27 protein-coding genes, 1 tRNA gene and 2 pseudogenes are annotated in these 26,435 nt (G+C 71.5%); 16 read left to right on the top strand and 14 right to left on the bottom strand.

Annotation, left to right across the window (positions count from 1 at the left end; translation table 11 throughout):
* Positions 1–246 precede the first annotated feature (246 nt).
* Positions 247–1,767, top strand: a complete 1,521-nt coding sequence (gene rpsA, locus FHX80_RS04110) for a 30S ribosomal protein S1 (protein ID WP_145762862.1) — start codon at positions 247–249, stop codon at positions 1,765–1,767.
* A gap of 94 nt (positions 1,768–1,861) precedes the next feature.
* Here rpsA and FHX80_RS04105 read toward each other — a convergent pair whose 3' ends face one another.
* Entirely contained in the window at positions 1,862–2,824 is a 963-nt protein-coding gene (locus FHX80_RS04105) for a right-handed parallel beta-helix repeat-containing protein (protein ID WP_145762861.1), read from the bottom strand.
* A gap of 299 nt (positions 2,825–3,123) precedes the next feature.
* Between FHX80_RS04105 and FHX80_RS04100 the strand changes: the two genes are divergently transcribed.
* The 4 genes from FHX80_RS04100 (at position 3,124) to FHX80_RS04085 (ending at position 5,577) form a co-directional block, all read left to right on the top strand.
* Complete coding sequence (locus FHX80_RS04100; protein WP_145762860.1) at positions 3,124–3,318, top strand: hypothetical protein; 195 nt, start codon at positions 3,124–3,126, stop codon at positions 3,316–3,318.
* A gap of 174 nt (positions 3,319–3,492) precedes the next feature.
* Positions 3,493–4,431 carry a PAC2 family protein gene (locus FHX80_RS04095; protein WP_208764576.1) on the top strand — a complete coding sequence of 313 codons (939 nt, stop codon included), beginning with the start codon at positions 3,493–3,495 and terminating at the stop codon, positions 4,429–4,431.
* Between the two features lie 96 nt (positions 4,432–4,527).
* Positions 4,528–5,130 carry a dephospho-CoA kinase gene (coaE, locus tag FHX80_RS04090; RefSeq protein ID WP_145762859.1) on the top strand — a complete coding sequence of 201 codons (603 nt, stop codon included), beginning with the start codon at positions 4,528–4,530 and terminating at the stop codon, positions 5,128–5,130.
* A 78-nt stretch (positions 5,131–5,208) separates the two neighbouring features.
* Positions 5,209–5,577 carry a tetratricopeptide repeat protein gene (locus tag FHX80_RS04085; RefSeq protein WP_123469365.1) on the top strand — a complete coding sequence of 123 codons (369 nt, stop codon included), beginning with the start codon at positions 5,209–5,211 and terminating at the stop codon, positions 5,575–5,577.
* Between the two features lie 101 nt (positions 5,578–5,678).
* On the opposite strand, the gene FHX80_RS04080 is transcribed toward FHX80_RS04085, so the two are convergent.
* The gene (locus FHX80_RS04080) at positions 5,679–5,912 is read right to left on the bottom strand and encodes a DUF6343 family protein (RefSeq protein WP_375884326.1); all 234 of its coding nucleotides are present in this window, start codon (positions 5,910–5,912) and stop codon (positions 5,679–5,681) included.
* A 124-nt stretch (positions 5,913–6,036) separates the two neighbouring features.
* Here FHX80_RS04080 and FHX80_RS04075 point away from each other — a divergent pair.
* Positions 6,037–6,447: pseudogene (locus tag FHX80_RS04075) on the top strand (ADP-ribosylglycohydrolase family protein); the annotation flags it as partial.
* Positions 6,448–6,596: 149 nt separating this feature from the next.
* Here FHX80_RS04075 and FHX80_RS04070 read toward each other — a convergent pair.
* Positions 6,597–6,944: a hypothetical protein gene (locus FHX80_RS04070; RefSeq protein ID WP_145767059.1), complete on the bottom strand. Its 348-nt coding sequence runs from the start codon at positions 6,942–6,944 to the stop codon at positions 6,597–6,599.
* Between the two features lie 269 nt (positions 6,945–7,213).
* On the opposite strand from FHX80_RS04070, the gene FHX80_RS04065 reads away from it, so the two are divergent.
* The 3 genes from FHX80_RS04065 (at position 7,214) to FHX80_RS04055 (ending at position 12,760) form a co-directional block, all read left to right on the top strand.
* Positions 7,214–8,290: a slipin family protein gene (locus tag FHX80_RS04065; protein ID WP_145762857.1), complete on the top strand. Its 1,077-nt coding sequence runs from the start codon at positions 7,214–7,216 to the stop codon at positions 8,288–8,290.
* Between the two features lie 184 nt (positions 8,291–8,474).
* Positions 8,475–11,450, top strand: a complete 2,976-nt coding sequence (locus FHX80_RS04060) for a DEAD/DEAH box helicase (RefSeq protein WP_145762856.1) — start codon at positions 8,475–8,477, stop codon at positions 11,448–11,450.
* Positions 11,447–12,760: an SWIM zinc finger family protein gene (locus tag FHX80_RS04055; RefSeq protein WP_145762855.1), complete on the top strand. Its 1,314-nt coding sequence runs from the start codon at positions 11,447–11,449 to the stop codon at positions 12,758–12,760. Before FHX80_RS04060 ends, FHX80_RS04055 begins: the two co-directional genes overlap by 4 nt.
* A gap of 25 nt (positions 12,761–12,785) precedes the next feature.
* Here FHX80_RS04055 and FHX80_RS35445 read toward each other — a convergent pair whose 3' ends face one another.
* The 3 genes from FHX80_RS35445 to FHX80_RS04045 form a co-directional block, all read right to left on the bottom strand.
* Positions 12,786–12,932 (bottom strand): hypothetical protein, encoded by a 147-nt coding sequence (locus tag FHX80_RS35445; protein ID WP_244318128.1) that lies wholly within the window; start codon positions 12,930–12,932, stop codon positions 12,786–12,788.
* Positions 12,933–12,945: 13 nt separating this feature from the next.
* On the bottom strand, positions 12,946–13,095 hold the full coding sequence (locus FHX80_RS35440; protein ID WP_244318127.1) for a hypothetical protein: 150 nt from the start codon (positions 13,093–13,095) through the stop codon (positions 12,946–12,948).
* A 135-nt stretch (positions 13,096–13,230) separates the two neighbouring features.
* The gene (locus FHX80_RS04045) at positions 13,231–13,800 is read right to left on the bottom strand and encodes a DUF3574 domain-containing protein (protein WP_145762854.1); all 570 of its coding nucleotides are present in this window, start codon (positions 13,798–13,800) and stop codon (positions 13,231–13,233) included.
* A gap of 231 nt (positions 13,801–14,031) precedes the next feature.
* Here FHX80_RS04045 and FHX80_RS04040 point away from each other — a divergent pair, with 231 nt between their 5' ends.
* Together FHX80_RS04040 and FHX80_RS34590 are read left to right on the top strand one after the other, a co-directional pair.
* On the top strand, positions 14,032–14,763 hold the full coding sequence (locus FHX80_RS04040) for a DUF7873 family protein (RefSeq protein ID WP_145762853.1): 732 nt from the start codon (positions 14,032–14,034) through the stop codon (positions 14,761–14,763).
* A 33-nt stretch (positions 14,764–14,796) separates the two neighbouring features.
* A tRNA-OTHER gene (locus tag FHX80_RS34590) sits at positions 14,797–14,883 on the top strand.
* Positions 14,884–15,203: 320 nt separating this feature from the next.
* Here the strand turns inward: FHX80_RS34590 and FHX80_RS04030 are convergent.
* Complete coding sequence (locus FHX80_RS04030) at positions 15,204–15,848, bottom strand: cysteine peptidase family C39 domain-containing protein (RefSeq protein WP_145762851.1); 645 nt, start codon at positions 15,846–15,848, stop codon at positions 15,204–15,206.
* Between the two features lie 56 nt (positions 15,849–15,904).
* On the bottom strand, positions 15,905–17,116 hold the full coding sequence (locus FHX80_RS04025; protein WP_145762850.1) for a pyridoxal phosphate-dependent aminotransferase: 1,212 nt from the start codon (positions 17,114–17,116) through the stop codon (positions 15,905–15,907).
* Positions 17,117–17,204: 88 nt separating this feature from the next.
* On the opposite strand from FHX80_RS04025, the gene FHX80_RS04020 reads away from it, so the two are divergent.
* Both FHX80_RS04020 and FHX80_RS04015 read left to right on the top strand, forming a co-directional pair.
* A complete protein-coding gene (locus FHX80_RS04020) occupies positions 17,205–17,882 on the top strand; it encodes a winged helix-turn-helix transcriptional regulator (RefSeq protein ID WP_145762849.1) in 678 nt (225 codons plus the stop codon).
* Between the two features lie 137 nt (positions 17,883–18,019).
* Positions 18,020–18,505 carry a cupin domain-containing protein gene (locus FHX80_RS04015; RefSeq protein ID WP_145767058.1) on the top strand — a complete coding sequence of 162 codons (486 nt, stop codon included), beginning with the start codon at positions 18,020–18,022 and terminating at the stop codon, positions 18,503–18,505.
* Positions 18,506–18,566: 61 nt separating this feature from the next.
* On the opposite strand, the gene FHX80_RS04010 is transcribed toward FHX80_RS04015, so the two are convergent.
* On the bottom strand, positions 18,567–18,836 hold the full coding sequence (locus tag FHX80_RS04010; protein WP_244318126.1) for a nuclear transport factor 2 family protein: 270 nt from the start codon (positions 18,834–18,836) through the stop codon (positions 18,567–18,569).
* A gap of 68 nt (positions 18,837–18,904) precedes the next feature.
* Between FHX80_RS04010 and FHX80_RS04005 the strand changes: the two genes are divergently transcribed.
* Entirely contained in the window at positions 18,905–19,552 is a 648-nt protein-coding gene (locus tag FHX80_RS04005) for a nucleoside/nucleotide kinase family protein (protein ID WP_145762848.1), read from the top strand.
* Positions 19,553–19,587: 35 nt separating this feature from the next.
* Here FHX80_RS04005 and FHX80_RS04000 read toward each other — a convergent pair.
* Positions 19,588–20,495, bottom strand: a pseudogene (locus FHX80_RS04000) (carbohydrate kinase family protein).
* Complete coding sequence (locus FHX80_RS03995) at positions 20,492–21,433, bottom strand: pseudouridine-5'-phosphate glycosidase (protein WP_145762847.1); 942 nt, start codon at positions 21,431–21,433, stop codon at positions 20,492–20,494. The pseudogene FHX80_RS04000 and the gene FHX80_RS03995 overlap by 4 nt, the downstream one beginning before the upstream one ends.
* Before the next feature lie 277 nt (positions 21,434–21,710).
* Between FHX80_RS03995 and FHX80_RS03990 the strand changes: the two genes are divergently transcribed.
* Positions 21,711–22,073, top strand: a complete 363-nt coding sequence (locus FHX80_RS03990) for a cupin domain-containing protein (RefSeq protein WP_145762846.1) — start codon at positions 21,711–21,713, stop codon at positions 22,071–22,073.
* Between the two features lie 130 nt (positions 22,074–22,203).
* Here FHX80_RS03990 and FHX80_RS03985 read toward each other — a convergent pair whose 3' ends face one another.
* The 3 genes from FHX80_RS03985 to FHX80_RS03975 form a co-directional block, all read right to left on the bottom strand.
* Positions 22,204–23,520: an MFS transporter gene (locus FHX80_RS03985; RefSeq protein ID WP_145762845.1), complete on the bottom strand. Its 1,317-nt coding sequence runs from the start codon at positions 23,518–23,520 to the stop codon at positions 22,204–22,206.
* 179 nt (positions 23,521–23,699) lie between these two features.
* Positions 23,700–24,242: a methylated-DNA--[protein]-cysteine S-methyltransferase gene (locus FHX80_RS03980; protein WP_145762844.1), complete on the bottom strand. Its 543-nt coding sequence runs from the start codon at positions 24,240–24,242 to the stop codon at positions 23,700–23,702.
* A gap of 69 nt (positions 24,243–24,311) precedes the next feature.
* Positions 24,312–25,349: a glycerophosphodiester phosphodiesterase gene (locus FHX80_RS03975; protein WP_244318125.1), complete on the bottom strand. Its 1,038-nt coding sequence runs from the start codon at positions 25,347–25,349 to the stop codon at positions 24,312–24,314.
* A 211-nt stretch (positions 25,350–25,560) separates the two neighbouring features.
* Between FHX80_RS03975 and FHX80_RS03970 the strand changes: the two genes are divergently transcribed.
* Positions 25,561–26,433, top strand: a complete 873-nt coding sequence (locus FHX80_RS03970; protein ID WP_145762843.1) for an MHYT domain-containing protein — start codon at positions 25,561–25,563, stop codon at positions 26,431–26,433.
* Positions 26,434–26,435 lie beyond the last annotated feature (2 nt).

The following is a 26,435-nucleotide window of genomic DNA, read 5'->3' as shown; positions in this document are numbered from 1 at the left end:
TGGTGTGCGCCTTCGCGCATTGACCATGCCCTGCTGCCCCCGTATGCTACAAGTTGCGCTGCGAGCCTGCGCGCCTCAGACCTAGCAGGCCGCGCTCGCATCTGTTGTATGTCCCCTCGGTTCACGAGGCGCCTCCCGTCCGCGGGATTCGGCGCTTCCCAGGCTGTCCGGCTTCTGCAGAGGCGATACGGGCTCACGGCGTAGCAGTACCTACGACTCACTGTCCGTACCGGAGCCCTTTCCCACATGACGAGCAGCACCGAGACCACCGCCACCACTCCGCAGGTTGCGGTCAACGACATCGGCGACGCGGACGCGTTCCTCGCGGCGATCGACGAGACGATCAAGTACTTCAACGACGGCGACATCGTTGATGGTGTCATCGTCAAGGTTGACCGCGACGAGGTTCTCCTCGACATCGGTTACAAGACCGAAGGTGTCATCCCGAGCCGCGAGCTCTCGATCAAGCACGACGTCGACCCGAACGAGGTCGTCAAGGTCGGCGACGAGATCGAGGCCCTGGTTCTCCAGAAGGAGGACAAGGAAGGCCGCCTGATCCTCTCGAAGAAGCGCGCTCAGTACGAGCGTGCCTGGGGCACCATCGAGAAGATCAAGGAAGAAGACGGCATCGTCACCGGTACCGTCATCGAGGTCGTCAAGGGTGGTCTCATCCTCGACATCGGCCTCCGGGGCTTCCTGCCGGCGTCGCTCGTCGAGATGCGCCGCGTCCGCGACCTCCAGCCGTACGTGGGCAAGGAGCTCGAGGCCAAGATCATCGAGCTGGACAAGAACCGCAACAACGTGGTCCTGTCCCGCCGTGCCTGGCTCGAGCAGACCCAGTCCGAGGTCCGCCAGACGTTCCTCACGACCCTCCAGAAGGGTCAGGTCCGCTCCGGCGTCGTCTCCTCGATCGTCAACTTCGGTGCCTTCGTGGACCTGGGTGGCGTCGACGGTCTCGTGCACGTCTCCGAGCTGTCCTGGAAGCACATCGACCACCCCTCCGAGGTTGTCGAGGTCGGCCAGGAAGTCACCGTCGAGGTTCTCGACGTGGACATGGACCGCGAGCGCGTCTCCCTGTCGCTCAAGGCGACGCAGGAAGACCCGTGGCAGCAGTTCGCCCGGACGCACCAGATCGGGCAGGTCGTGCCCGGTAAGGTCACCAAGCTCGTTCCGTTCGGTGCGTTCGTGCGCGTCGACGAGGGCATCGAGGGCCTGGTCCACATCTCCGAGCTGGCCGAGCGCCACGTGGAGATCCCGGAGCAGGTCGTCCAGGTCAACGACGAGATCTTCGTCAAGGTCATCGACATCGACCTCGAGCGTCGTCGCATCAGCCTCTCGCTGAAGCAGGCCAACGAGTCCTTCGGTGGCGACCCGGCCTCGGTCGAGTTCGACCCGACGCTGTACGGCATGGCCGCGTCGTACGACGACCAGGGCAACTACATCTACCCCGAGGGCTTCGACCCCGAGACCAACGACTGGCTCGAGGGCTTCGAGGCTCAGCGCGAGGTCTGGGAGACCCAGTACGCCGAGGCGCAGACGCGCTTCGAGCAGCACCAGGCCCAGGTCATCAAGTCCCGCGAGGCCGACGAGGCCGCTGCTGCCGAGGGCGCTGCTGCCCCGGCCGGCGGCGCCCCGGCTGCCTCGGGCGGCAGCGGTGGCGGCGGTGGCGGTTCGTACTCCTCGGAGTCCGCGGACAACGCCGGCGCCCTGGCGTCGGACGAGGCCCTGGCTGCCCTGCGCGAGAAGCTGGCGGGCGGCCAGAGCTGACGCTCTGACCCTCCGGCCGGTCATCGGTCGCAGTAGATGAAAGTGAGGCCCGCTCCCTTCGGGGGGCGGGCCTCACTCATGTCCGCGACGCGGCCTACGGGGTGACGGTGATGTTGGTCAGGCCCTTGCCGCCCGTCACGGTGTTGCTGCCGCGGACCGTAGTGGGGCAGCTCGTGCTGTAGTTGGTGATGTTGAACGCGAGCTGCTTGTCGCCCGTCGAGCCGGACAGGTCCGAGGTGTTGCCGCGGAAGACGGTCCCGCAGCCCCAGCCGCTCTGCTGGGTGTGTGTCTCGTAGCCGTTGTTGGTCGTACGGGAGCCGCGGTTGTCCGCGACCAGGACGTTGTTGCCCTTCACGTCGACCCAGGAGTCGTCGTAGTTGGCCCCGGTCAGCCCGCTGCCGTCGAAGGTGTTGCCGACGATCTGCGCACCCGTGGTGCCCTCCTTGATGTCGACGTTCTCGCCGCCGACGCCCGGGCCGATGGTGTTGTTCAGGATCTGGACCCGGTCGCTCTTGTCGGAGAGATCGCCCGCCGTGCCGACGTAGACACCCTCGCCCATGCCGCGGCCGTCGTGCCCGGTGTCGTAGATCCGCGAGTTCTTGATGACGCCGTCGCTGCTGGACTTGCGGAAGTGGACGCCCTCCATGTCGAGATCGTGCACGGTCACCGAGTCGATGACGACGCCGTTGGCGCTGTCGGCCATGATGCCCTTCTGGCCGCCGGAGACGGTGATGCCCTTCACCGTCCAGTACGAGGCGCCGTTGAGGTGCAGTCCGTAGCCGCCGCCGGCCGTGAGGACCGCCCCGGCGGAGCCGGTCAGGGTGATGCGCGCGGAGGCGGTGCCGGGGATGGTCGCCTTGAAGTTGCCGGTGTACGTGCCGTCCGCGAGGTGGATCGTGCTGCCGGGGCCGACCGCGGTGAGGGCCGACTTGAGCTGGGCCGCGGTGCTCACCTCGATGACCGTCGCGGCGTCGGCGGCGGCGGCCGAGACGAGGACCAGGCCGCCGGTGGCGAGGGCGGTGGCCAGCAGGGCGGGGAGCAGTGTGCGGGTGCGCATGGGGGCCTTCCCGTCAAAGAGTTCAGGGTTCTCGTACGTGAACGTGGGGCGAGTGTCTGAACGTTCTGCCCAGTGAACGTAGGGACGGAGTGATGCCGTGTCAAGGTCTGGACCATTGCGGTTGGGTGTGGTGGGCGTGGTGGACGGGGTGAACGGAGGGAACCGCGCGGGATGCGCGAGCAACTGACGACTCGTGACCCGGCCGTGCCGGGACCCCGGCAACCTGAAGGATCCGAACGGGAGCCCCGTGCGGGCGCCCGTAACTTCACCATCCACTGCGGACCCGGTCGGCTTCCGCAGTGGGCGGCACCCTCGAGCGCTGTCACGAACTCAGCTTCCCCGTCGAGGTGTTCGCCAACATGGACGCCAACGCCTGGCCGGTCGGCCCACGGACCGGACGCCCGTGGCGCTCCCCGGGCGCCAGGCGCGTCCTCGCCGCAACCGGCCACGACCTCGGCCCGTCGGTCCGGGGCGCGGGTCTGCTTCAAGGGTGACTGCCTGAGCCACGCCGACGCCCGGCGGCGCGGGGCGTTCACTTCGGTACGGAAGGCGGTCACCGCACTGCACTCGCGGGTACGTGGGTACACACCCCGGTGAAGGGGCGCGGGCGGGAATGCCCGTGCACCTCGGGGCGTTCTTCTTCAGGAACACAAGGAGGAGCGGTAACCGTGGCTGATCCGCAGAGTTTGTACGACTGGGACCCGAAGGGCCTGGCTGTCGTCGACATGGCGCTTGCCCAGGAGTCGGCCGGCCTGGTCATGCTGTACCACTTCGAGGGATACATCGACGCGGGTGAGACCGGAGAGCAGATCGTCGACGGCCTGCTCGAATCGCTGCCGCACCAGGTGGTGGCCCGCTTCGACCACGACCGCCTCGTCGACTACCGCGCACGGCGCCCCCTGTTGACCTTCCGGCGCGACCGCTGGACGGCGTACGAGACCCCGACGCTGGACGTCCGGGTGGTCCAGGACGCGACCGGGGCCCCGTTCCTGCTGCTGTCGGGGCCCGAGCCCGACGTGGAGTGGGAGCGGTTCGCCGCCGCCGTCGAGCAGATCGTCGAGCGGCTCGGCGTGCGCCTCGCGGTCAACTTCCACGGCATCCCGATGGGCGTCCCGCACACCCGCCCCGTCGGCGTCACCCCGCACGGCAACCGCACCGACCTCATGCCCGGCCACCGCAGCCCGTTCGACGAGGCGCAGGTGCCCGGCTCGGCCGAGGCCCTCGTCGAGTACCGGCTGATGGAGGCCGGACACGACGTGCTCGGCGTCGCCGCCCACGTACCGCACTACGTTGCCCGTTCCGCATACCCCGACGCCGCGCTCACCGCGCTGGAGTCGATCACGGCCGCGACCGGGCTGGTCCTGCCGGCCATCGCCCATGCGCTGCGCACCGAGGCGCACCGCACCCAGACGGAGATCGACCGCCAGATCGGTCAGGGCGACGAGGAACTCGTCTCGCTGGTCGAGGGCCTTGAGCACCAGTACGACGCACTGGCGGGTTCCGAGACCCGGGGCAGCCTGGTCGCCGAACCGGTGGACCTGCCGTCCGCGGATGAGATCGGCCTCGAATTCGAGCGGTTCCTGGCCGAACGGGAAGGCGACAGCTGACCGGCCGGCACCACCGCCCCGCGTCCCCCGGCCGCTCCGGTACGGCGACGCGGGGCGGCGGGTCCGCCCCACGCATCGGGCACTAGGCTGCCGCCCATGCTGAAAGTGGGCCTGACCGGTGGTATCGGCGCCGGCAAGAGCGAAGTGTCACGGCTGCTCGTCGGCCACGGAGCCGTCCTCATCGACGCCGACCGGATCGCGCGCGAGGTCGTCGAGCCCGGGACTCCCGGGCACACCGCTCTCGTAGAGGCGTTCGGCACCGGGATCCTGACCCCGGACGGAACCGTGGACCGGCCGAAGCTCGGCTCGATCGTCTTCTCCGACGCCGAACGGCTCGCCACCCTCAACGCGATCGTCCACCCGCTGGTCGGTGCCCGTTCGGCCGAGCTGGAACGGGCCGCGGGCCCCGATTCCGTGGTCGTTCACGACGTCCCCCTCCTCGTCGAGAACGGTCTCGCCCCCCTGTACGACCTGGTGGTCGTCGTCGACGCGTCCCCCGCGACCCAGCTCGACCGCCTCGTGCGGCTGCGCGGGATGACGGAGGCGGACGCCCGCGCCCGGATGGCCGCGCAGGCCACCCGGGAGCAGCGGATCGCCGTCGCGGACCTGGTCATCGACAACGACGGGCCGGTCGAGGCCCTGGAACCGCAGGTCTGCGAGGTCTGGTCGGAGCTGGTGCGGCGGGCCGCGGCGGGCTGAGCGGCGGGCAGAACCGGACCGGAATACCGGGCCCCGGAACGACGTTCACACCGTGGTGGCCGAGGGAAGGATGCGACTGTGCCCGAGAGGAACCCGGAAACCCACGTCATAGACTTCCGCGCGGCCGAGCAGCTGCTGGCCGCGCGCGATCCCCGGGGTGCCGTCAAGCTGCTCGACTCGGTGATCGCCTCTCACCCTGAGAACACCGCCGCGCGGCTGCTGCGCGCCCGCGCGTTCTTCGCGGCCGCCCAACTGCGCCCCGCCGAGCTCGAGTTCGAGCTCGTCCTGGAACGGGAACCGGACAACGCCTTCGCACACTTCGCGCTGGCCCGGACCTTCGAGCGGGCCGGCCATCCGGAGCGGGCGACCCGCCACTTCAGGCTGGCGGCGGCGCTCGACCCCAACCCGGAGTACCTGAGGGCGGCCCGCTTCGACGCGGAGGGCTGAGGCCCGCTGCCGCGCGCGAGCGCCCGCCCGTGCCGCGGCGAGGACTGCGCCGAGCCGCACCCCGTCCCGTCCCGCCCCGTTCCTGCTGCCGCGCAGGCCCGTCAGTGCCCGTAGGGCCGTCGTCCCCCGTGGTCCGGTTCGTACGGTGGGACGGAGCGGCCCGGCTGGAAGTGCGGGCCCTGGTGGATGCGGTGGACGATCACGGCCAGATCCACCAGGACCAGGACGACCAGCACACCGCAGGCGGCCGCCCACCCCGGGCGGCCGGTCAGGGTGAATGCGGTCAGGCCGAACACGGCCCAGGCCAGGCCCCATAGACTCAGCCAGAGCCGCATGCGCAGAGCACTCCGCGCAGTCGTCGGTTCACTACCGGTACGCATGGCGATCGCCTCTCCTATCCAGCATGGACCCGCGGCGGCGGAATGCGGCGGACCGACGAGAGATGGTGGGGTGCCGGCGATGAGCGGCGCGGCATGGGGCAACGATTTCGTTCGAAGGACCCAGGTCCGCGGGTGTCTGCTGGGCGGGGCGATCGGGGACGCGCTGGGCAATCCGGTGGACTTCCTGTCGCTCGCGGGCATCCGGAGGGCACACGGAGAACAGGGCGTACGCGGCCTCACGGCCGACGAGGACGGGGTGGTCGGGCGCGTCACGGACGACACCCAGATGACGCTCTTCACGGCCGAGGGGCTGATCAGGGCACACTCCCGGGCCATGTCCAAAGGCATCGGCGGCGCCGAGACCGCGGTGATCAGACGCGCCTATCTGCGCTGGCTGGACATCCAGAACCATCCCGCGCCGCCGGCCCGCGGAGGGGAGGACCCCGTCCGTACCGGCCGGCTCAGGCAGCAGCCACCCGCCTTCCGCCGTCCTGGCTGGTGCGCACGGAAGGCCGGGCGGTGATCGCGGAGGTGGCCGACGACCTGTCCCTGGAGTTCGAGCACGCGGTCGAGTGGCCCCCCGGCCGCTACCCGGGGTACTGACGCGGACCGAGGCGCGGGTCAGCCGGTCCGGCCGGATCAGTGGACCGTGCTGAAGCTGCGCCAGGGCAGGGAACTGGGCGCCCTCACGTCGGTGAGCGTGGTGGCGAGGTAGGTCGTACCGGGTCCGGTGCAGTCCCGCGTGCGGTACAGGATGATGTCGATCAGGGTGCTGTTGGCCACTTCCTTGGCGCCCGCGGGGGCGAGCCGGTGGCAGCCCCGCACCAAGGGACTGTTCACCATGATCACGGCATTCCGCTCGGTCTTGTAGGTGACCGGGCCGACCGCGGTCCGGCCGAGGCCCGAACAGCCCGCGACGGTGAGGGTCAGGAGCGCGGTCCCGGCTGCGATGCCGAGACGGCGGCGCCGGTTGTCGATCACGGGCATGGGCAGGTCCTCGTCTGTCTCGTCCGGCTCATCCGTACGCACTTCGTCACGTCGTCCTCGTACGCCACAGAGGTACGTGCTGACGCTGGTCACCTTGCCCGCTCAGGGTCGGCCCGGCATCCGGGAGGCGGCCGGGCGGGCGACGGGCGGGTGGAATGCCCGGACACAGGTTCGACCGTCACCCAAAGGGGGCATATCGTGGTAATAGCGTCTTATGTGGCGTGAAGTGAAGTGAGTGTTCCGATGTTTCCGGCAGGCAGGGGGCCGTCATGGTCCAAGAGCTCTTGATCGCGTTGGTTGTGGTGATCCTGGCGGGTCTCACGTACACGGTTGCCGCCGCCCGGGTCATCAAGCAGTACGAGCGGGGAGTGGTGCTCAGGTTCGGCCGGCTCCGGAACGACGTGCGAGGACCAGGGTTCACCATGGTGATCCCTGGTGCGGAACGGCTCCGCAAGGTCAACATGCAGATCGTGACGATGCCGGTGCCCGCCCAGGACGGGATCACCCGGGACAACGTCACGGTGCGGGTGGACGCGGTCATCTACTTCAAGGTGGTCGACGCGGCGAGCGCGGTCGTCCAGGTGGAGGACTACCGGTTCGCCGTCTCCCAGATGGCCCAGACGTCGTTGCGTTCGATCATCGGCAAGAGCGATCTGGACGATCTGCTCTCCAACCGGGAGAAGCTGAACCAGGGCCTGGAGCTGATGATCGACAGCCCCGCGGTCGGCTGGGGCGTACAGATCGACCGGGTGGAGATCAAGGACGTCTCGCTGCCGGAGACGATGAAGCGCTCCATGGCGCGTCAGGCCGAGGCGGACCGTGAGCGGCGTGCCCGGGTCATCAACGCGGACGCGGAGCTCCAGGCGTCGAAGAAGCTGGCCCAGGCGGCAGGGGAGATGTCCGCCCAGCCTGCGGCACTGCAGCTGAGGCTGCTCCAGACCGTGGTGGCGGTGGCCGCGGAGAAGAACTCCACACTGGTGCTGCCGTTCCCGGTGGAGCTGCTCCGCTTCCTGGAGCGGGCACAGCAGCCGGTACCGCAGCAGCAGCCCGTGCAGGCCGCACCGCAGCCCGGGGCGCAGGCGCCGTCGGCCCCGGCCGGAACGCTGCCGCCGGTGGAGCCCGATCCGGAGCCTGCGCCCGAGCCGGCGCACGCGTCCTCGTCCTCGTCGGCCGGAGCGCAGCCCGTGGAGGCCGCGCCTTCGCGGGTAGCCCCGTCCGCGTCCCCGTCCGCGTCCCCGTCCGCGTCCCCGTCCGGGGGGCGGACGGCCTCCGTACCCAAGCCCGGCCCGTCCGCCGCGAGGCCCCGGCCCCGTTCCAAAGGGTCGAAGCCGCTCGCCCGGCACTGAGGTGACCGGCCCACGGGTCCGCCGTCGTACCCCGTCCGAACCGAGGGGGCGGTGGCGGGCCCGTCGTCCAATGTCAGACCCCCCGCCTAGACTCGCGAGTCAGAGCGATCCGGTGCCGCTCAGGCGCCGGGGACCGCAGACTCGGAGCCCGTGACCAGGGCGTTGGACGTGAGGGGAGGGGCCGGTGGCCATCGCATCGCCGCCGCAGGACGCGGCCGTCGGCCGTCTGCTGCGCTGCGCGGCCGTCTTCCTTCCCGCGGCGCTGCCGAGGGAGGGCCGCATCGCGTTCTGGGACCCGGAAGGGGCCCCGCTCCCCGACCCCGTCCTCGGCCCCGGCCTCACCGAAGGGACCGGCTCCGGCGGGCGGATCTCCGAGATCACGATCGTCCGCCGGTCCGGCGGTCAGGGTGACGTCCACCCGCACACCGTGCCGGCCCTCGTGCTTCCCGTGGCCGACGCCGTACCCCTGCTGGCCCGTGCCCGGCACCAGCAGTCCGCCCACCCCGCCACCCGCTGCTGGGGCGCCGCCGCGCTGCACGCGCTCCATCTGGTGGCCCGCGGCCGGATGCTCCCCGGGCTGACGCCCGACGACCACGACGCCTGGCGGGCCGGGCCCCGCGCCGCCGAGGACATCGCCCATCTGCGTGCGGTCGCCGCGGCCATGCCTCCCGAGGGGTACGCGGTGCCGTTCCCCGACCGCACACCCCTGCAGGTCCCCGACCCCGAGCCGCTCATCGGCTCCTTCCTCGACGCGGTGGCCGACACCCTGCCCCGTACACCCGCGGCGGCGTTCGCCATGGGGGCGCCTTTCGCCGCCCGGGAGGCCCAGCACCTGCCCGGCGCCCGGGAGTGGGCCGTGGAGGTCGCGGCCGGACTGGACGCGGGCGTACGGGTGTCACTGCGCCTGGACCTCTCGGCGTACGAACTCTTCGACACGACCGGGTCCGGCGACACGCGGGCCGGGTCCGATGACATGACCGGGCCCGGCGACACGGCGGCCGGGTCCGACGGCACGGCGGAGATCCGTGGCGGCGGCCGTCCGGCCGCCTCGCGGCATGCCGCCGCGGCCATCACCCAGGTGCACAGCCTCGCCGACCCGACCTATGTCGTCGACGCCGCCGCACTGTGGAACGGCGGGGCGGGCGAGCCCTTCGGGCCGCGGGCCCGGATCGACGCCGTGCTCGCGCTGCGCCGCGCCGCCCGCGTCTGGGCCCCTCTGGAACGGCTGCTGGACCAGCCCGTCCCCGACGTACTGGCCCTCAGCGAGGACGAGTTGTACGAGCTGCTGGGCGTTGCCGGGGCCCGGCTGTCGGCCGCCGGGGTGAGCGTGCACTGGCCCCGGGAGCTGGCCCGTTCCCTGACCGCGGCCGCCGTGGTGCGGCCGGCGCCGGGGACGGCCACCGACGGCACGGCTTTCTTCGACGCCGAACAGCTCTTCGCCTTCAACTGGCAGCTCTCGCTGGGGGACCAGCAGCTCACCGAGGCCGAGATGGACGTGCTCGCCGAGGCCCACCGGCCCGTGGTGCGGCTGCGGGACCAGTGGGTCGTCGTCGACCCCGCGCTCGTACGCAAGGCGCGCAAGCGGGAGCTGGGCCTGCTCGACCCGGTGGACGCCCTCGCCGTCGCCCTGACCGGAAGCGCCGAGGTGGACGGCGAACAGGTCGACGCCGTGCCGGTCGGTGCGCTGGCCGCGCTCCGCTCCCGCATCGTCGACGACACCACCACGATCGCACCGCCGCCCGGCCTCGACGCGACGCTCCGCGACTACCAGTTGCGCGGTCTGGCCTGGCTGGACCGGATGACCTCGCTGGGCCTCGGCGGCTGCCTCGCCGACGACATGGGACTCGGCAAGACGATCACCCTCATCGCCCTGCACCTGCACCGCGCCCATCCCGCGCCCACCCTGGTGATCTGCCCCGCCTCGCTGCTGGGCAACTGGCACCGGGAGATCAACCGCTTCGCCCCCGGCGTACCCGTGCGCCGGTTCCACGGCACCGACCGCACCCTCGCCGAACCCGACGGCGGCTTCGTCCTCACCACGTACGGCACGATGCGCTCCAGCGCGGCCGAACTGGCCGCGCACAGCTGGGGACTGGTCGTCGCCGACGAGGCACAGCACGTGAAGAACCCGCACTCCTCGACGGCGAAGGCACTGCGCACCATTGCGTCCCCGGCCCGGGTCGCCCTGACCGGCACCCCGGTCGAGAACAACCTCTCCGAGCTCTGGGCGCTGCTCGACTGGACCACACCCGGACTGCTCGGCCCCCTCAAGGCGTTCCGGGCCAGGCACGCCCGGATCGTGGAGAACACCGGCACGGCGGCCGGGATCGGCAACGACGAAGCGGTCGAGCGGCTCTCCCGGCTGGTCCGCCCCTTCCTGCTGCGCCGCAAGAAGTCGGACCCGGGCATCGCCCCCGAGCTGCCGCCCAAGACGGAGACCGACCACCCCGTCTTCCTCACCCGCGAACAGGCCACGCTCTACGAGGCCACGGTGCGCGAGACCATGGCGTACATCGAGGCGTCGGAGGGCATCGCCCGGCGCGGCCTCATCATGAAGCTGCTGGCCTCGCTCAAGCAGATCTGCAACCACCCCGCGCAGTATCTGAAGGAGGAGCCGACCCGGCTCGCCGGCCGCTCCGGGAAGCTCGACCTGCTCGACGAACTCCTCGACACGATCCTCGCCGAGGACGGCTCCGTCCTCGTCTTCACCCAGTACGTGACGATGGCCCGGCTGCTCTCCGCGCATCTCACCTCGCGGGCGATCCCCTCCCAACTCCTGCACGGCGGAACGCCGGTGGCCGAGCGGGAACGCATGGTGGACCGTTTCCAGTCCGGCGAGGTGCCGGTGTTCCTGCTCTCCCTGAAGGCGGCGGGCACCGGACTGAATCTCACCAGGGCCGCCCATGTCATCCACTACGACCGCTGGTGGAACCCGGCCGTCGAGGAACAGGCCACGGACCGCGCCTACCGCATCGGGCAGACCCAGCCGGTCCAGGTGCACCGGCTGATCGCCGAGGGCACGGTCGAGGACCGGATCGGCGAGATGCTGCTGGCCAAGCGGGCCCTGGCAGACGCGGTGCTCGGCGCCGGGGAGACCGCGCTGACCGAGCTCAGCGACCGCGACCTGGCCGATCTCGTCTCTCTCCGGAGGCCGTCATGAGCCCCCGCTCCCAGCCCGTCCCGTCCACCCGCGGCCCGCGGCCCGTCGCCCGGTCCAGGCCCGGCCCCGACGACCTCCGCCGGACCTTCGAGGCGGTACCCGCGCGGACGTCCGGCGACGACGAGCCGTTCGCGGACAGCTGGTGGGGCCGGGCCTGGGTGGCGGCGCTGGAAGCACTCTCGATGGACGAGGCGAGACTCGCCCGTGGCCGTGCGTACGCGGACAGCGGGCATGTCGCCGCGGTCACCGTCACCCCGGGCCGCGTCGTCGCCTATGTGCACGGCAGCCGCCCCCGGCCCTACCGCGCCGAACTGCGGCTGCGCACCCTCACCGACGCCGACTGGGACACCTTCCTCGACGCGGTCGCCGCCCGCCCCGGCCACCTTGCCGCGCTGCTCAGCAAGGAGATGCCGCACTCCCTGGTCGACACGGCGGCCGCCTCCGGGGTCGTGCTGCTCCCCGCGGCGAACGACCTGGACCCCAGCTGCTCCTGCCCCGACCACGGCTGGCCCTGCAAGCACGTGTCGGCGCTCTGCTACCAGATGGGCCGGCTCCTGGACGCCGACCCGTTCGTCCTGCTGCTGCTGCGCGGCCGGGGCGAGCGCGAACTCCTGGAGGACCTGGGCCGCCGCAACGCCGCGCACTCCGCACGGGAGCGGCCCGCGGCCCCCGCAGCCCCCTCCATAACGGCGGAGGAAGCGCTCGCCGGCCGTTTCCTGCCTCCGCTGCCCGCCCCGTTCCCGGTGGAGCCGCACCCCGGGCAGCCGCCCTCGTACCCGAGCCTGCCCGGCAGCCGGGATCCGCTCGCTCTCGACCAGCTCGCCACGGACGCCGCCGCCCGCGCCCACGCCCTGCTCACCACCGGCCTCGACCCGCTCGCCGGGCTCACCCCCTGGCAGGACGCGGTCCGGCTGGCAGCCGCCCGCCCCACCGCGGGGCTCACCGCCACCACCCGCGCCCTGTACCGCGAACTGGCGTCCGCCACCGGCCGCAACACCACCGACCTGGCCCGCGCCGTCGCCGCCTGGCGCCAGGGCGGGGCCGAGGGACTGGATGTCCTGGAAACGCAGTGGGACCCCCCGGCGGGCCCGTTCGACCGGGCCCGACCGGCCCTCGCAGCCGCCGGCTTCCCCCGCTTCCAGCCCTGGCACAACCACCTCACCCACCCCGGCGGCACGCTCCAGCTCCGCTTCGGCCACGACGGCCGCTGGTACGGCTACGAGTCCGACCCGGGCCAGGACGAGTGGTGGCCGCGTGCCCTACCGGACTCCGACCCGGTGGGCGCACTCCTGGAGCTCAGCGGCGGCTGACCGCTCAGCCCTTCAGGAAGAGCGCTCAGCTCTTCAGGAGGAACAGCAGACCGATCAGCACGACGGCGACGATCGGCGGCACGATCGGCCGGCCCTTGCGGAACGACTCGTTCTCCCGCTGCTCCGGCCCGCGGTCGGCCCCGTGCGCGGAGGCCAGGTGCTCCCCGGCCATGTCGATGATCCGCTCACGTGGTCAGGAGCGACGGACGCCATCCGCAGTGTGCGCAGACCAGGAAGTCGCGGTACGGGTCGTACCGGAAGTCCCGCTCGACGTTGACCGTGAAGACCTGCCCCTGCTCGGTCGTGGAAGTGAAATGACGTATCGCGGCGCCCACGCGGTGTGCCCCCTGCTGATCGACGTCCGGTGCTCCGGCACCAGGCTGCGGCACAGTACCCAATCGTTCAGGGCCGGTGCGGGGCGGGCTTGTGCGGGCGCTCGCCCTCCGGCTGCCACCGCGTCGGCCTCGGGCTCAGAAGTCGGCTGTCGTACGCTCCTCCAGCCGCGCCACCGAATCCTGCGCGTACGCCTTCTCGTAGGCGTCGCGGATCCGCTCGATCTGCGGATCGCGCACCCGCGCCTCGGACGCCGGGTAGAGCAGGGTCAGTTCGTAACTCCGCTCCCGCTCGATCACCCCGTTGGAGTCCCGCCACTGCCCTCGGCCGTCCTGGATGGTCAGACCGTTCGGGAAGCGCGGTGTGACTTCCTTGTCGACGAAGGCGAGAAACTGTCGGTCGGTCACATTGGCTCCGCCGTCCGGCCGTTCGGTCCCGAAGAACAGCCGGCTCTCGATGTAGGCCTCGCCCCGTGAGGCGGTCGACGTCGCCGGACCCGGTTGGGGCGAGGAACCGGCGCCCAGCGTTGCGTACGCGACGGGCGCGCCCACGGCCAGGACGGCAAGCCCGGCGCCCGCGGCGGCGAGCGCGGCACTCCGTCGCGGGCGCTGACGGACCTCCGGGGAGCCGGTACCGCTGGGGGCGGCCGGGTTCCTCGCGCCGTGGAGGCGGGAGAGGCGGGAGCGGCGAGGCGTGGGGAAAGGCATGGGGGAGACCCTTCGTTCCGGGGGAGGGGGCGCGGACGCGCGGGCCTCACAGTGGCAACTGGCCCTCGCCGTAAGGGGGCAGAGCACGGGCGTCGCCGGCGATCCACCCGAACGGGCCACCGCGCACAGGTGCATCAGGTAGCGCGTCCGGCGCGCCCCGGCGCGTCCAGTGCATCCGGCGCGGCAAAAACCGCTGGTGCGCGCTGTGTTGATGTTGCTAGCTTCCTCGACGTGGCGAAACTCAATCAGATCATCGCAGTGGAGAAGGGCGTCAAGTCCAAGGCTCACCAGGACCTGACGGCGGCGCATCACGGCCTCCAGAAGGCCGGCCTGCTGGCCGGGATCTCCCGGACCTATCAGCCGAAGGACGAGGAGGGCGAGCAGTTGCCGCCCGAGTCGACACCGGTGCAGATCAAGGCCGAGGACGTGCTGCGCGACACGGCGGCGACCCTCACCCGGCTCTTCGACGTGACCGCCACCAAGGACTGGGCGAACTGTGCGGCCCGCGCCGACATCTCGGTCGACGGCCGGGTCCTGGTGCCCGGCGTACCGGTCTCGTATCTGCTCTTCCTGGAGAAGCAGCTCACCGACATCACCGCCTTCATCCGGAAGCTGCCGGTGCTCGACGCCTCGGAGGCCTGGGCACAGGACCCGTCCACCGACTCCTGGAAGACCGAGCCGGTGCGGACCCTGCGTACCAAGAAGGTGCCCCGCAACCATGTGAAGGCGGAGGCAACCGAGAAGCACCCGGCGCAGGTCGAGGTGTACTACGAGGACCTTCCGATCGGTTACTGGACGACCGTGAAGTTCTCCGGGGCGCTGCCCGCGCGACGGATCAATGAACTCGCCGACCGGGTCGAGAAGCTCCAGCAGGCCGTCAAGTTCGCCCGCGAGGAGGCCAACGGCGTGGACGTCACGGACCAGCGGGTGGGTGATGCGGTCTTCGGTTACCTCTTCGGGTGACCGACCATGGAATCCCCGGCGGCGGTCGAAGCCGTCGGGGTGCGCGAGGAGCGCAAAGCTGAAACTGAAGTTTGTCGTGACGACGCGGTTCCGGTGGAGGTTCGAGTCCTCCCCCCGGCACTTCCGTACTTCTTCGTACGGATGCGGGCCGGGGTGGCCCAACTGGCAGAGGCAGGCCGCGATCAATCTCAGACTCTTGCTCCAGACTCAGCATGCGCCACCTATCGCCGAATCGACCGGGCCCGTGCCCGTGTGCGTCGAGATGCCGGTTCGACTCCGGCCCGCGGAGCTTCGGTCTGCGGTCGTCTAAAGGCAGGACGCGACGACATAAAACTGACACGGGACCTTAAAAGTGTCGGCGTGCCGTACAGGTGGCAATCACAGGGCTCGGGGGCCGGCTACGCCCCCGGGCCCGCTCCCGTTTCGGGGCGGCAGGTGTGTCATCCCCGCACGCGCATCGACACCCCGCGCCCGGCGAAGAAACGCTCGAACTCGGCCAGGGGAAGCTCCGCCGACCTGGTCGCAGCCGTCGTTCCGGACGGGTTGTGGAAGTGGACGCCCGTGCCGTCGGCCGTACGGGACGTCAGGAGCACCAGGTGCCCGCCCCTTCCCGGTGCGGGCCGTCGCGGGTGACGGATCGCGTAGTGCACGGACGCCATGACCGAGCGGCCCTCGTCCAGCAGGGCCGGGATCTCCTGCGGTGCGAGGTGCCGGTGGACGGTCGCGTCGAGGCCGTGCCTCTCGCGTACGTACGCGACGAACGGGGCGTAGACCAGGCCCCGGATCGAGCCGTCGGTGTCCTCGGTGTACGCGCCGTACCCGAGTGCTCCGTCGCGCAGCGCGAAGAGGGACGGGGCGTCGGCGCCGAGCGCCATGCGCAGACAGGTCATCCCGCACAGATGGCCCGCCCAGCGCGCGTACTCCGCGGGTGACTTCGCGCCCGAGTCCGCCCACGCGGGGTCGGTGGCCGGGTCGAGCCCGTTCTCGACGATCGGCCCGACGAGCTCGAACGATGCGAACTGGGTGTGTACCGGGACCGGGCAGGTGGGGCAGGCGGGTCGGCTGGGGCCGTTCACGATCGGCATCCGTTCATCCCCGGCATCCGTTCATCCCCCGGTATTGGTTCATACCCGGTATCCGGTCACTGCCGGTACCCGGTCAGGAAGCGGCCGATCCGGCTGATCGCCGCGTCGAGATCGTCAGCGTACGGGAGGGTCAGGATCCGGAAGTGGTCGGGCCGCGGCCAGTTGAAACCGGTTCCCTGAACGACCTGGATCTTCTCGCGCAACAGCAGGTCCAGGACGAACTTCTCGTCGTCGACGAGGGGATGCACCTTCGGGTCGATGCGCGGGAAGGCGTACAGCGCGCCCCTGGGCTTCACGCACGACACCCCGGGGATCTCGTTCAGCTTCTCCCAGGCGCGGTTGCGCTGCTCGTACAGCCTGCCCCCGGGCACCACCAGTTCCCGGATCGACTGCCGGCCGCCGAGCGCGGCCTGGATCGCGTACTGCGCGGGGGCATTGGGACACAGCCGCATGGAGGCGAGCATGGTCAGCCCCTCCAGATAGCTGCGCGCGTGCTGCTTCGGACCGGACACCACCATCCAGCCCGAACGGAAGCCGGCCACGCGGTACGTCTTGGAGAGACCACTGAAGGTGAGACAGACCAGGTCGGGGGCGAGCACCGCCACGCTGTGGTGCTCGGCGTCGTCGTAGAGGATCTGGTCGTAGATCTCGTCGGCGAACACCATCAGACCGTGCCTGCGAGCCAGATCGAGGATGGACTCGAGGACCTCGCGCGGGTAGACGGCACCGGTCGGATTGTTCGGGTTGATGATCACGACGGCCCTGGTCCGGTCGGTGATCTTCGACGCCATGTCGGCCAGGTCGGGGTTCCAGTCCGAGGCCTCGTCGCACATGTAGTGCACGGCCTTCCCGCCGGCCAGTGTCGTCACCGCGGTCCACAGCGGGTAGTCCGGCGACGGGATCAGCACCTCGTCACCGTCCTCCAGCAGCCCCTGCACCGCCATGGAGATCAGCTCGGACACACCGTTGCCGAGGAAGATGTCGTCCACGCCGACCTCGGTGAGCCCCATCGCCTGGTAGCGCTGCGCCACGGCCCGGCGGGCGGACAGGATGCCACGTGAGTCGGTGTAGCCGTGCGCCTGCGGGAGCATCCGGATCATGTCCTGGACGATCTCCTCGGGCGCCTCGAAACCGAACAGCGCCGGGTTGCCCGTGTTGAGGCGGAGCACGCTGTGGCCCGCCTCCTCAAGGGCGTTGGCGTGCTCGATGACCGGGCCCCGGATCTCGTAACAGACCTCGTTGAGCTTGCTGGACTGGCGGAATTCCATGCGGTGCTGCCTCCCCGACCCGATTGCGATACTTGGTTTTACCAAGCTTGAGCTTGGAAAGTCCAACAACATGTCTAGACTGCGTCTCATGCCACGTCAGCAACAGCCCGCAACCCGCCCGGCCCGCCGCCGGAGTTACGATCAGTTCTGTGCCGGCGCCCGTGCGCTGGACGCCGTCGGAGACCGGTGGACCCTGCTGATCGTCCGTGAACTGCTGGCCGGTCCCCGCCGGTACACCGATCTGCATGCCGACCTGCCCGGCGTCAGTACCGATGTCCTCGCCTCCCGGCTGAAGGACATGGAGCAGGGCGGACTGGCCACCCGCCGCAAACTGCCGCCGCCCGCCGCCGCCTCGGTCTACGAACTCACCGAGCGCGGTCACGGGCTGCTCCCCGTCCTCGCCGCACTCGCCGAATGGGGGGCGCCCGCCCTCGCGGAGCGGCGGCCCACGGACGCGGTCCGGGCGCACTGGTTCGCGCTCCCGCTGCTGCGCGCGCTGAACCGACCCGGGGCGCCGGTCGGTGACGGAGTGCTCGACGTACACCTCGACGAGGGCGTGTTCCATGTCCGTACGGGGACGCGGGCGGCCGGGGGCGCGGTCTACGGTGACGGTCCCGCCGCTCACGCCGATGCGCGCATCGTGCTCGACGCCGAGCTCTGCCTCGCGCTGGGACGCGGTGAGACGACGTTCGCCGAGGCGGTGAAGGACGGGCGGATCGAGGTGTCCGGCGAGGGGCTGCTGGTCGCGGAGTTGCGTGGCGAATGACGACGGGGACGGGATGGTTCGCCCGGTCAACTTCTGGGTAGCGTCGGGGTATTTGGGATGTCCGGGACACCGATGCAGAGGAGTTGCCCATGAGGCTTGGCGGACAACAGGGGCGGCAAGAGCCGGGGCGCCGACAGATGTCGCAGGGGGCGCGCGGGTTGCGGGGGCGGCTGGGCAAGGCGTTTGTCATCGGGGGCGGCGTGGCAGCGCTCGGCTTCGTACCGTCGGCGGCCATCGCCACCCCCGGCAGTGGTGTGAGCGGCACCGTCGTCGCGGAGGGCACATCGCCGGGCAAGCTGAAGGTGAAGACGCCGAAGGGCCGTACCGATGTCACCTTCCGTACGATCACCGTCGAGCCGGGCGGCTCCACCGGCTGGCACACCCATCGCGGTCAGCTGATCGCGGTCGTCAAGCAGGGGACGCTGACGCGCACGCTGGACGACTGCTCGGTCGAGGTGACGCCCGCCGGGACGTCCTTCATCGAGCCGTCCGGGGCGAAGCACCGCCACATCGGGCGCAATCTGGGGACCGAGCCCGTCGTCCTCTGGGTGACCTATCTGTTGCCCGAGGGCAGCGAACTCTCCGACGACGCCGACGCCGTGGACTGCGGCAAGAAGAAGTGAAGCGGGGCTGAGGCCCGCCCATGCCGTCCCGGCCGGCCACCGTGCCGCCGGGTGCCGGCCGTCAGTGGGCGAGTGTCTCCCCGTACGCGCCGAGGCCGCCGATCACCAGTCCGTCCCGGAAGGTCAGCAGCTCGGACACCCGCCCGCCGATCTGGTTGCGGTAGTCGATCACCAGCGTGTCGACGCTCACCCGGACGTCCATCACCTCGAACTCGAGGTCGTGGATGAGTTCGAGCCCGCGCGTGCGGTACGCGCGCAGCTCGTTCTTGCCGCGCACGGTGCCGGAGGGGTTGCAGGTGAACCGCGCGATCATGGGGGAGCTGAACGTCACGTCGTCGTGATAGCGCGTCAGAACGCGTTCTGCGGACACCCTCACCGCGACGGGGCGATGATGGACACGTGCGATTCGAAGCGATCACCTGGGAACGGCTGGCGGACGCGCTCGCCGCACACATCGACGCGCTGAAACCGTCCGACGGCGGGCCCTGGCTCAAGGTCGCCGTCGACGGTGCCCCGGCCGCCCGCACCGGCGCGCTCGCCGAGTCGGTCGCACAGTCGCTGCGGCTGCGCGGCCGGGCCGTGCTCCCGGTGTCCACCGCGGGATTCCTGCGGCCGGCCAGCCTGCGGTACGAGTACGGCAAACGGGACCCCGACTCGTACTACGGCAGCTGGTTCGACACCGGAGCGCTGTGGCGCGAGGTGTTCGGGCCGCTGGAGCCGGGCGGCAGCGGGCGGGTGCTGCCCGATCTCTGGGATCCGGCGACGGACCGGGCCACGCGGAGCCCCTACCGGCTCCTGCCGGAGGGCGGGGTGCTGGTGGTGCACGGGCCGTTGCTGCTGGGGCACTGGTTCCCGTTCGACCTGAGTGTTCATCTGCGGCTGTCGCCGGGGGCGCTGCGGCGGCGCACGGAGGAGGACGAGCAGTGGACGCTGCCCGCCTTCACGCGGTACGAGGACGAGGTGGCGCCCGCCGGGAGCGCGGACGCGGTCGTCCGGGCCGACGACCCGCGCCATCCCGCCTGGACGGGGCTGCGGCGGGACGGGTAGGGGCGGCGGGGGTTCTCGGCTCCCGTGGGCCGCGCTCACCGTCCGCCCTCGGTCAGGGGCGGCCGCCCGCCCACGGCCATGACGGCTTGCGCCCCCGAACGGCACCCCGCCGCGGCGGCCGTCGCGGCGTCGCCGCCCGCCAGTCGCGCCGCGAGGAAGCCGCCGGTGAACGCGTCGCCCGCCCCCGTGGAGTCCACCGGGTCCCGCACCGGTTCGGCCGGAACGCGGCCGGTCACCGCGCCCCCCGTGGCCAGCAGGACGCCGTCCCGGCCCAGGGTGACGACGACCTGGCCGACCAGCAGGCTCAACTTGGCCGCGGCGTCCGCGGGTTCGGGGAGGCCGGTCAGCAGACGGGCCTCGTCCGCATTGGGCAGCAGCAGATCCACGCCCTCGACCAGGGCCAGGAACCGGTCGACGCCCAGCTCGGCCAGGAACCCCACCGAAGCCGGGTCGACGCTCACCGGGATGTTCCGCCGCTCGGCCTCCCGCAGCGCGAGCAGGGCCGTCGCACGGCTCGTCGCGGCGAAGAGGAGGTAGCCGGAGAGGTGGAGCCGGTCGATTCCGTCGAGCATCGACGGCGACCAGTCGTCGGGCGAGAGCCGCAGGACCGCGCCGCTGTCGGTGAGGAAGGTGCGTTCGGCGGCGGAGTCGACCAGGGCGACGACCGTGCCGGTCGGGGCCCTGTCGTCCACGGCCAGCAGTCCGCGCACACCCGAGCGCCGCAGCAGGTCCCGTGCCAGGCCGCGGAGTCGGCACCGACCCGGGCCAGCAGCCGCACCTCCCGGCAGCCCGAACGCGCCGCCCAGCAGGCCACGTTGGCGCCCGCGCCGCCCGGCCGGGTCCGGATGCTGGCCGCCGTGTCCGTACCGTGGAGCAGCGCCGACCCGTACCGGGCCACCACATCCGTGACGACGTCACCGACGACGAGCAGACCACCGGTCACCGGGCGGCCCAGGCGGTGGCGATCCGGGCGGCGAGCGCCACATTGCCGCGGACGGCCGCCAGGTTGGCCTCCAGCGACGCGCCGCCGGTCCGCCGCATCAGCTGGTCGAGGAGATAGGGCGTGACGGCCTGCCCCGCGATGCCGAGCTCCCGGCACGATTCCAGCGCCTCGGCCAGCACCCGGTCGTGCAGGGCGGGATCCAACTGCTCATCCTCCGGTACGGGGTTGGCGACGATCAGCGCCGCCCCGGGACCGCCGAGCGCGTCCTGCGCGCCCATCACCTCGGCGACCTCCTCGGGAGAGCGCACGGTCCAGTCGACCGGTTCGCCCGAACTGCTCAGATAGAAGCCGGGGAACCGGTCGGTGCCGTACCCGAGCACCCCGACCCCGAGCGTCTCCAGCCGCTGGAGCGTGGCAGGCACGTCCAGGATCGACTTCACGCCCGCGCAGACCACGGTGATGCCGGTCCCGGCCAGCAGCCGCAGATCCGCCGACTCGTCCTGTGTCTCGGTCCACCCCCGGTGCACCCCACCGAGCCCGCCGGTCGCGAAGACGCGCAGTCCGGCCCGTGCGGCCAGGAACGCCGTCGCTGAGACCGTCGTCGCCCCGCTCGCGCCCGCCGCGAGTGCGGGGGCGAGGTCCCGGTGGCCGAGCTTGCGCATCGCCGGGTCCTGGGCGACCCGCTCCAACTGGTCCTTGTCCAGGCCGACTCTGGCCCTGCCGTCCAGCACGGCGACGGTGGCGGGCACGGCGCCGGCGGACCGTACGAGCCCCTCCAGTTCCTCGGCGACCCGCAGATTGCGGGGACGGGGCAGGCCGTGGGCGATGATCGTCGACTCCAGTGCGACGACGGGCCGGTGCGCGGCGACGGCGGCCCGCACCTCCGCGGAGAGAACGGGCGCGTGGTGAGCGGCGCCGAGCGGCGCAGTATGTGACATGTTCACATCCCTGTCGCGGACGGGGCGGGCTCAAACGTCCAGCGGCCGCGGCCACGTCGGCCATGCCGGGCGCGGGGTGCGCATGGCCGCACGGTGGTGAGCGCGGCACTGTCCCCGCCGCCGCTCGGACTGCGGCCGGCGGGATCTGCGGCTGTCGGCCGGGGCCGACGTCATGGGCGCACTGCGGTACGCCCCGGCGAGCCGGTGGCCACCTCCGCACCGCTGGACACCGAAGGCCCTGCGGAGCGCTCCGGGTCGGTCGCTAGAGTGACCGCTCATGACCACAATTGATCAAGCTCCCGCCTCCTTCGCCGTGCACATCCCGGACGCCGTGCTCGAACCGGAACCGCTCGATCCCGCGCAGATCGTGTCGGGCGAGCCCGAGGTCACCGGCAAGGTGCTGTGGGAATCGGCCGACGGCAAGCAACTGCGCGGGATCTGGCAGATCACGCCCGGCGTGGTCACGGACACCGAGGCCAACGAGCTGTTCGTGGTCGTCAGCGGGCGTGCGACGGTGGCGGTCGAGGGCGGCGCGACGATGGAGATCGGACCGGGCGATGCCTGCGTACTGCGCGAGGGCGACCGTACGACGTGGACCGTGCACGAGACGCTGCGCAAGGCGTACCACATCAGCCTCTGAAGCCTCTGAAGTCTCTGAGCCGTCCGGGCTTCTCGAACCTCTCCGGCTTCTCTGGCCTCTTGGGTCGTTCGAGTCTCTCGGACCTCTCGCGGAACCGTTCCCGCCGCCCGGCGCGGGCGCCCCGCGCGGCTCAGGCCGTGGCGGGGCGGGTGAGGGCCCGGCGCAGCGCCAGCGCGGCCATCGGCAGCAGCAGGCATGCGCCGGCGAGGTTCAGCCAGCCGTAGCTCGCCCGGGAGACGATGACTCCGGCGACGGCGCCGCCGATGCCCGCCGACGCGTTCATCGTCAGGTCCGACAGGCCCTGCACGGCGGCGCGGGCGGGCTGCGGTACGGAGTCGGTGAGCAGCGCCGAGCCGGCGACCAGTCCCGCGGACCAGCCGAGCCCGAGCACGAACAGGCCGGCCGCGGTCCTGCCGTGGGCGGCGCCCGCGGTCCCCGCCAGCAGTGCGGCCAGGGAGAGCAGCCCGACCGCCAGGCCGATGACGGCGAGCCGGCCGAAGCGGTCCGACAGCCAGCCCATCACCGGCGAGAACGCGTACATCCCCGCGATGTGTCCACTGATCACCAGGCCGACCAGTTGGAGGTCCGCCCCGTGGTGGCCGAGGTCGACCGGGGTCATCACCATGATCGAGACCATCGCGGTGTGCGAGACGGTCACGGTCACCAGCGCCAGCCGGGCCATCGGCGACGCGCGCACGGCCGCGATGCCCGCACGCAGCGAACGGTCCCCGGCCGAGCTGCTCTCCCGCGGGGCCAGCGCGCGCGCCGTCAGCAGCGGATCGGGTCGCAGGAGCGCCGCGACCACGAGCGCGGCGAGAAGGAAGATGCCGGCCGCCCAGACGAACGGCCCGGCCGTCTCGGACACGGCGGTGCCGCGGAAGACCCGGCCCGCCGGGGCCGCGATGTTGGGCCCCAGAACCGAGCCGATGGTGGTGGCCCAGATGACGGTCGAGATCGCCCGGCCGCGCCGCTCCGGCTCGGCCAGATCCGCCGCGGCGAACCTGGCCTGCAGATTGGCGGAGGAGCCCGCGCCGAACGCGGCCATGCCGAGGAGCAACAGCGGGAAGTTCTCCACCACGGTGGACAGCACCACGAGGCCGGCGCCGAGCGCGCCGATCAGATACGCCAGTACGAGGCCGGGGCGGCGGCCGCGCGAGGTCATCAGCGCGGCCAGCGGCAGCGACAGCAGGGCCGTGCCGGTCACTGACGCGGTGGGCGCGAGGCCCGACAGCGCCTCGGAGCCGCTGACCTGTGTCGCCAGTACGGGGGCCAGCGCGATGCCGATGGGCACGCCGAGGCCGCCGAGTATCTGACCGGCGATGAGGACGGCGGTCGTTCTGCGCCTGAGCCTCGGCAGGTCGACCGCGGTGACCCGTCCGGCGGAACCCGGCCCGCCAGGGGTGTCGGATGCGCCGGGGGCGTCGGATGCGTCGAGGGTGTTGGTCACCGATGCAGTGTGCCAGCCCGCACGTGCGTACGAGGAGCGCGCCTCGGCTCGTGCGCGGGCACGAAACGTGGGCGACCGGTCAGCCCGTCGCTCCTGGAAGCCGGTCCCGGAAGCCGATCCCGGAAGCCGGTCCTGGAAGCCGGTTTCGGAAGTGGCCGGGGCGGCACCACGGCCGGGGATCAGAACAGCGGCGGGGGCAGTACGCCCTCCAGAGCCAGCAGCTGCCGTTTGGTCTCCAGCCCGCCGCCGAAGCCGCCGAGCCCGCCGTCGCGCTCCACCACCCGGTGACAGGGCACCACCACCGGCAGCGGATTGGACCCCATGGCCGCCCCGACCGCTTGGGCCGCACCGGGCTGCCCGACCCGCTCGGCGAGGTCCCCGTACCCGGCGACCGCACCGTACGGCACGCCCGCCGACAGCTCCCGGAGCACCTGGCGGTTGAAGCCGCTCGTCAGCGACCAGTCCAGATCGAGCGAGAAATCCCGCAGCGTGCCCGCGAAGTACGCCGCGAACTGGCGTATCGGCTCGGCCAGCCGGGCGGAGCCGGGTGATTCGACCAGCTCCGCGCCGAGCCGGGTGCGCAACTGGGCCAGCGCCCTGTCCCGTACCGCCGGACGCGCGTGGAAGACCACGCTCACCAGCCCGGAACCGGTCGCGGCCAGCAGCAGCGGGCCGATGTCGCTCTCCACGACGGCCCACTCGACAACCCCGTTGCTGTTCATGGCAACCACCGTACGGCCGGCCACTGACAACGGTCGGTGGCCGGCCGCGACGACGGAGTCCCGGGACGGTCAGCGGACCGCCCTACGCGCCCCGACTGCCTCACGCGCCCCGACTGCCGCCCGGATCGCGGTGGCCTTGCGCACCACGTCGGGCGCGTTGCTGATGATGCCGTCCACGCCGTAGCCGGCCACCCGGAGCGCGTGCGCCCTGTTGTTGACCGTCCACACGTTGACCCGGAGCCTCTTGTGGTGCGGCCCCTTCAGCGCGTGCACCGCCGCCACGTACGTGCCCGAGGCCGAGGTGTACGACGGGTTGATCTCGTCGGTGAACTCGGCGTACGAGGGCAGATCGGCGACGGCCGGGGTGCCCAGGAGGCCCGTGACGACGTCCGGACGCTCCTTGTGCACCGTGCGCAGGCTGTTCGCGCCGAAGCTCTGGATCACGAGGCGGTCGCGGACGTGACTGCTGTCGAGCCACCCCTCCTGGCGCAGTACCCGCAGGGTCGCCCGCTCGATCCCCGGGTAGATCTCGGGGCTCTTGATCTCCAGGAGCAGGTTCTGGCGGTTGTGCCCGATCCGTTCCAGGTACTGCCGGAGCGTGGGCACCCGGGCGCCGGTGTACTGCGCCCCGAACCAGCTGCCCGCGTCCAGCCGGGCGATCTCGGCGGCCGTGAAGTCCTTGACCGCCCACGGTGCGCGGCCCGGGAAGACCGCCTCGGCGTCGGTGGTCCGCTTCAGGTCGGTGTCGTGGATGACGACGAGCACACCGTCCTTGGTGAGCTGGACGTCGTTCTCCACCCAGTCGAAACCGAGTGCGTCGGCTCTGTCCACGGCCGCGAGGGTGTTCTCGGGGGCGTAGGCCGACGCGCCCCGGTGGGAGATGACGAGTGGGTCGCGGGTCCGGGCCGGGGCGGGGGCGCCCGCCGTCCGGATGCCCCCGCCGGTGCTCGGTGCCGTGTGCCCGGCGGTGACGGAACGGGCCACTGTCACGGTGTGCCCGGCCGCGGTTGCGTCCGTGACCGGTGCGCCGGTGTTCGACATCAGGAACGTGCCGGCGCCCAGGAGGGCGGCGGCAGCGACGGAGGCAGTTGCGGTGCCTGCGTACACGTTGACTCCTTGCGTCAGAGTTGCGGACGGCCCGAGAGTCGCAGCCGTCGCCGAACAGGGCACAGGCGAAGGGATGGCCACTAGGTGAACGCACCCCGGGGACTGCGTCATGAGCCGGTGCCCCTGTCGATAAAATGCAGTTCTTCTGTTTGTTTGCGGGGCCTCGCGCCTTAGGGTCGTCCGCACCCGGGCTTCTGCGAAGGGCGTATGCATGCAGGGCACAATCGACGGTTTCAGCTATGGGGCGGTGACCCCGGTCGCGGCGTTCCTCATGGCCTGCCTGGGTGCGGCGCTGGGTCTGCGCTGCACCACCCGGTCACTGCGCACGAAACGTTCCTTCAAGGCCGGCTGGCTGGCTCTCGGCGCGACCTCCATAGGCTCCGGGATCTGGACGATGCACTTCATCGCGATGATGGGTTTCTCCGTCGAGGAGGCACCGATCGGCTACGACAAGCCGGTCACGTTCGCCAGCCTCGCCGTCGCGATCGTCATGGTCGGCGTCGGGATCTTCCTTGTCGGGTACCGGGGTGCCACCCCGATGGCGCTGGTGACAGGTGGCACGCTCACCGGACTCGGCGTGGCCACCATGCATTACCTCGGCATGGCCGGTATGAGACTTGATGGGCAGTTCGAGTACGACACGATCACCGTGACGCTCTCCGTGGTCATCGCCGTGGTGGCCTCGACCGCCGCGCTCTGGGCCGCCGTCTCGATCCACGGCTTCCTGCCCAGCCTCGGTGCCGCCGTCGTGATGGGTGTCGCGGTCAGCGGAATGCACTACACGGGCATGGCCGCACTCCGGGTCCACCTGCACCCGGCCACGCTCACCGGCACCACCGGTGTCGCCCCGACGGTCCTGCTCGTGCCCATGCTGATCGGCCCGGCCTGCTTCCTGCTGCTCGCCGGGGTCGTCGTGATGTTCGACCCCCTGGTGGTCATGGGCACCCCGGACTGGAACGACGCCGCGGCCGGACGGGCCCTCGGCATCGCCGCCCAGCGCCAGGCACCCCGGTTCGGCACGCACGCCGACCCGGCGTCCTTCCACTCGCAGCGGCGTGACCCCGTACAGCACCACGAGCACTGACC

It is taken from the genome of Streptomyces brevispora (genome assembly GCF_007829885.1).
GTDB lineage: Bacteria > Actinomycetota > Actinomycetes > Streptomycetales > Streptomycetaceae > Streptomyces > Streptomyces brevispora.
Note: the sequence above shows the minus strand (reverse complement) of the source record. Positions and strands in the feature narration are given on the sequence as shown.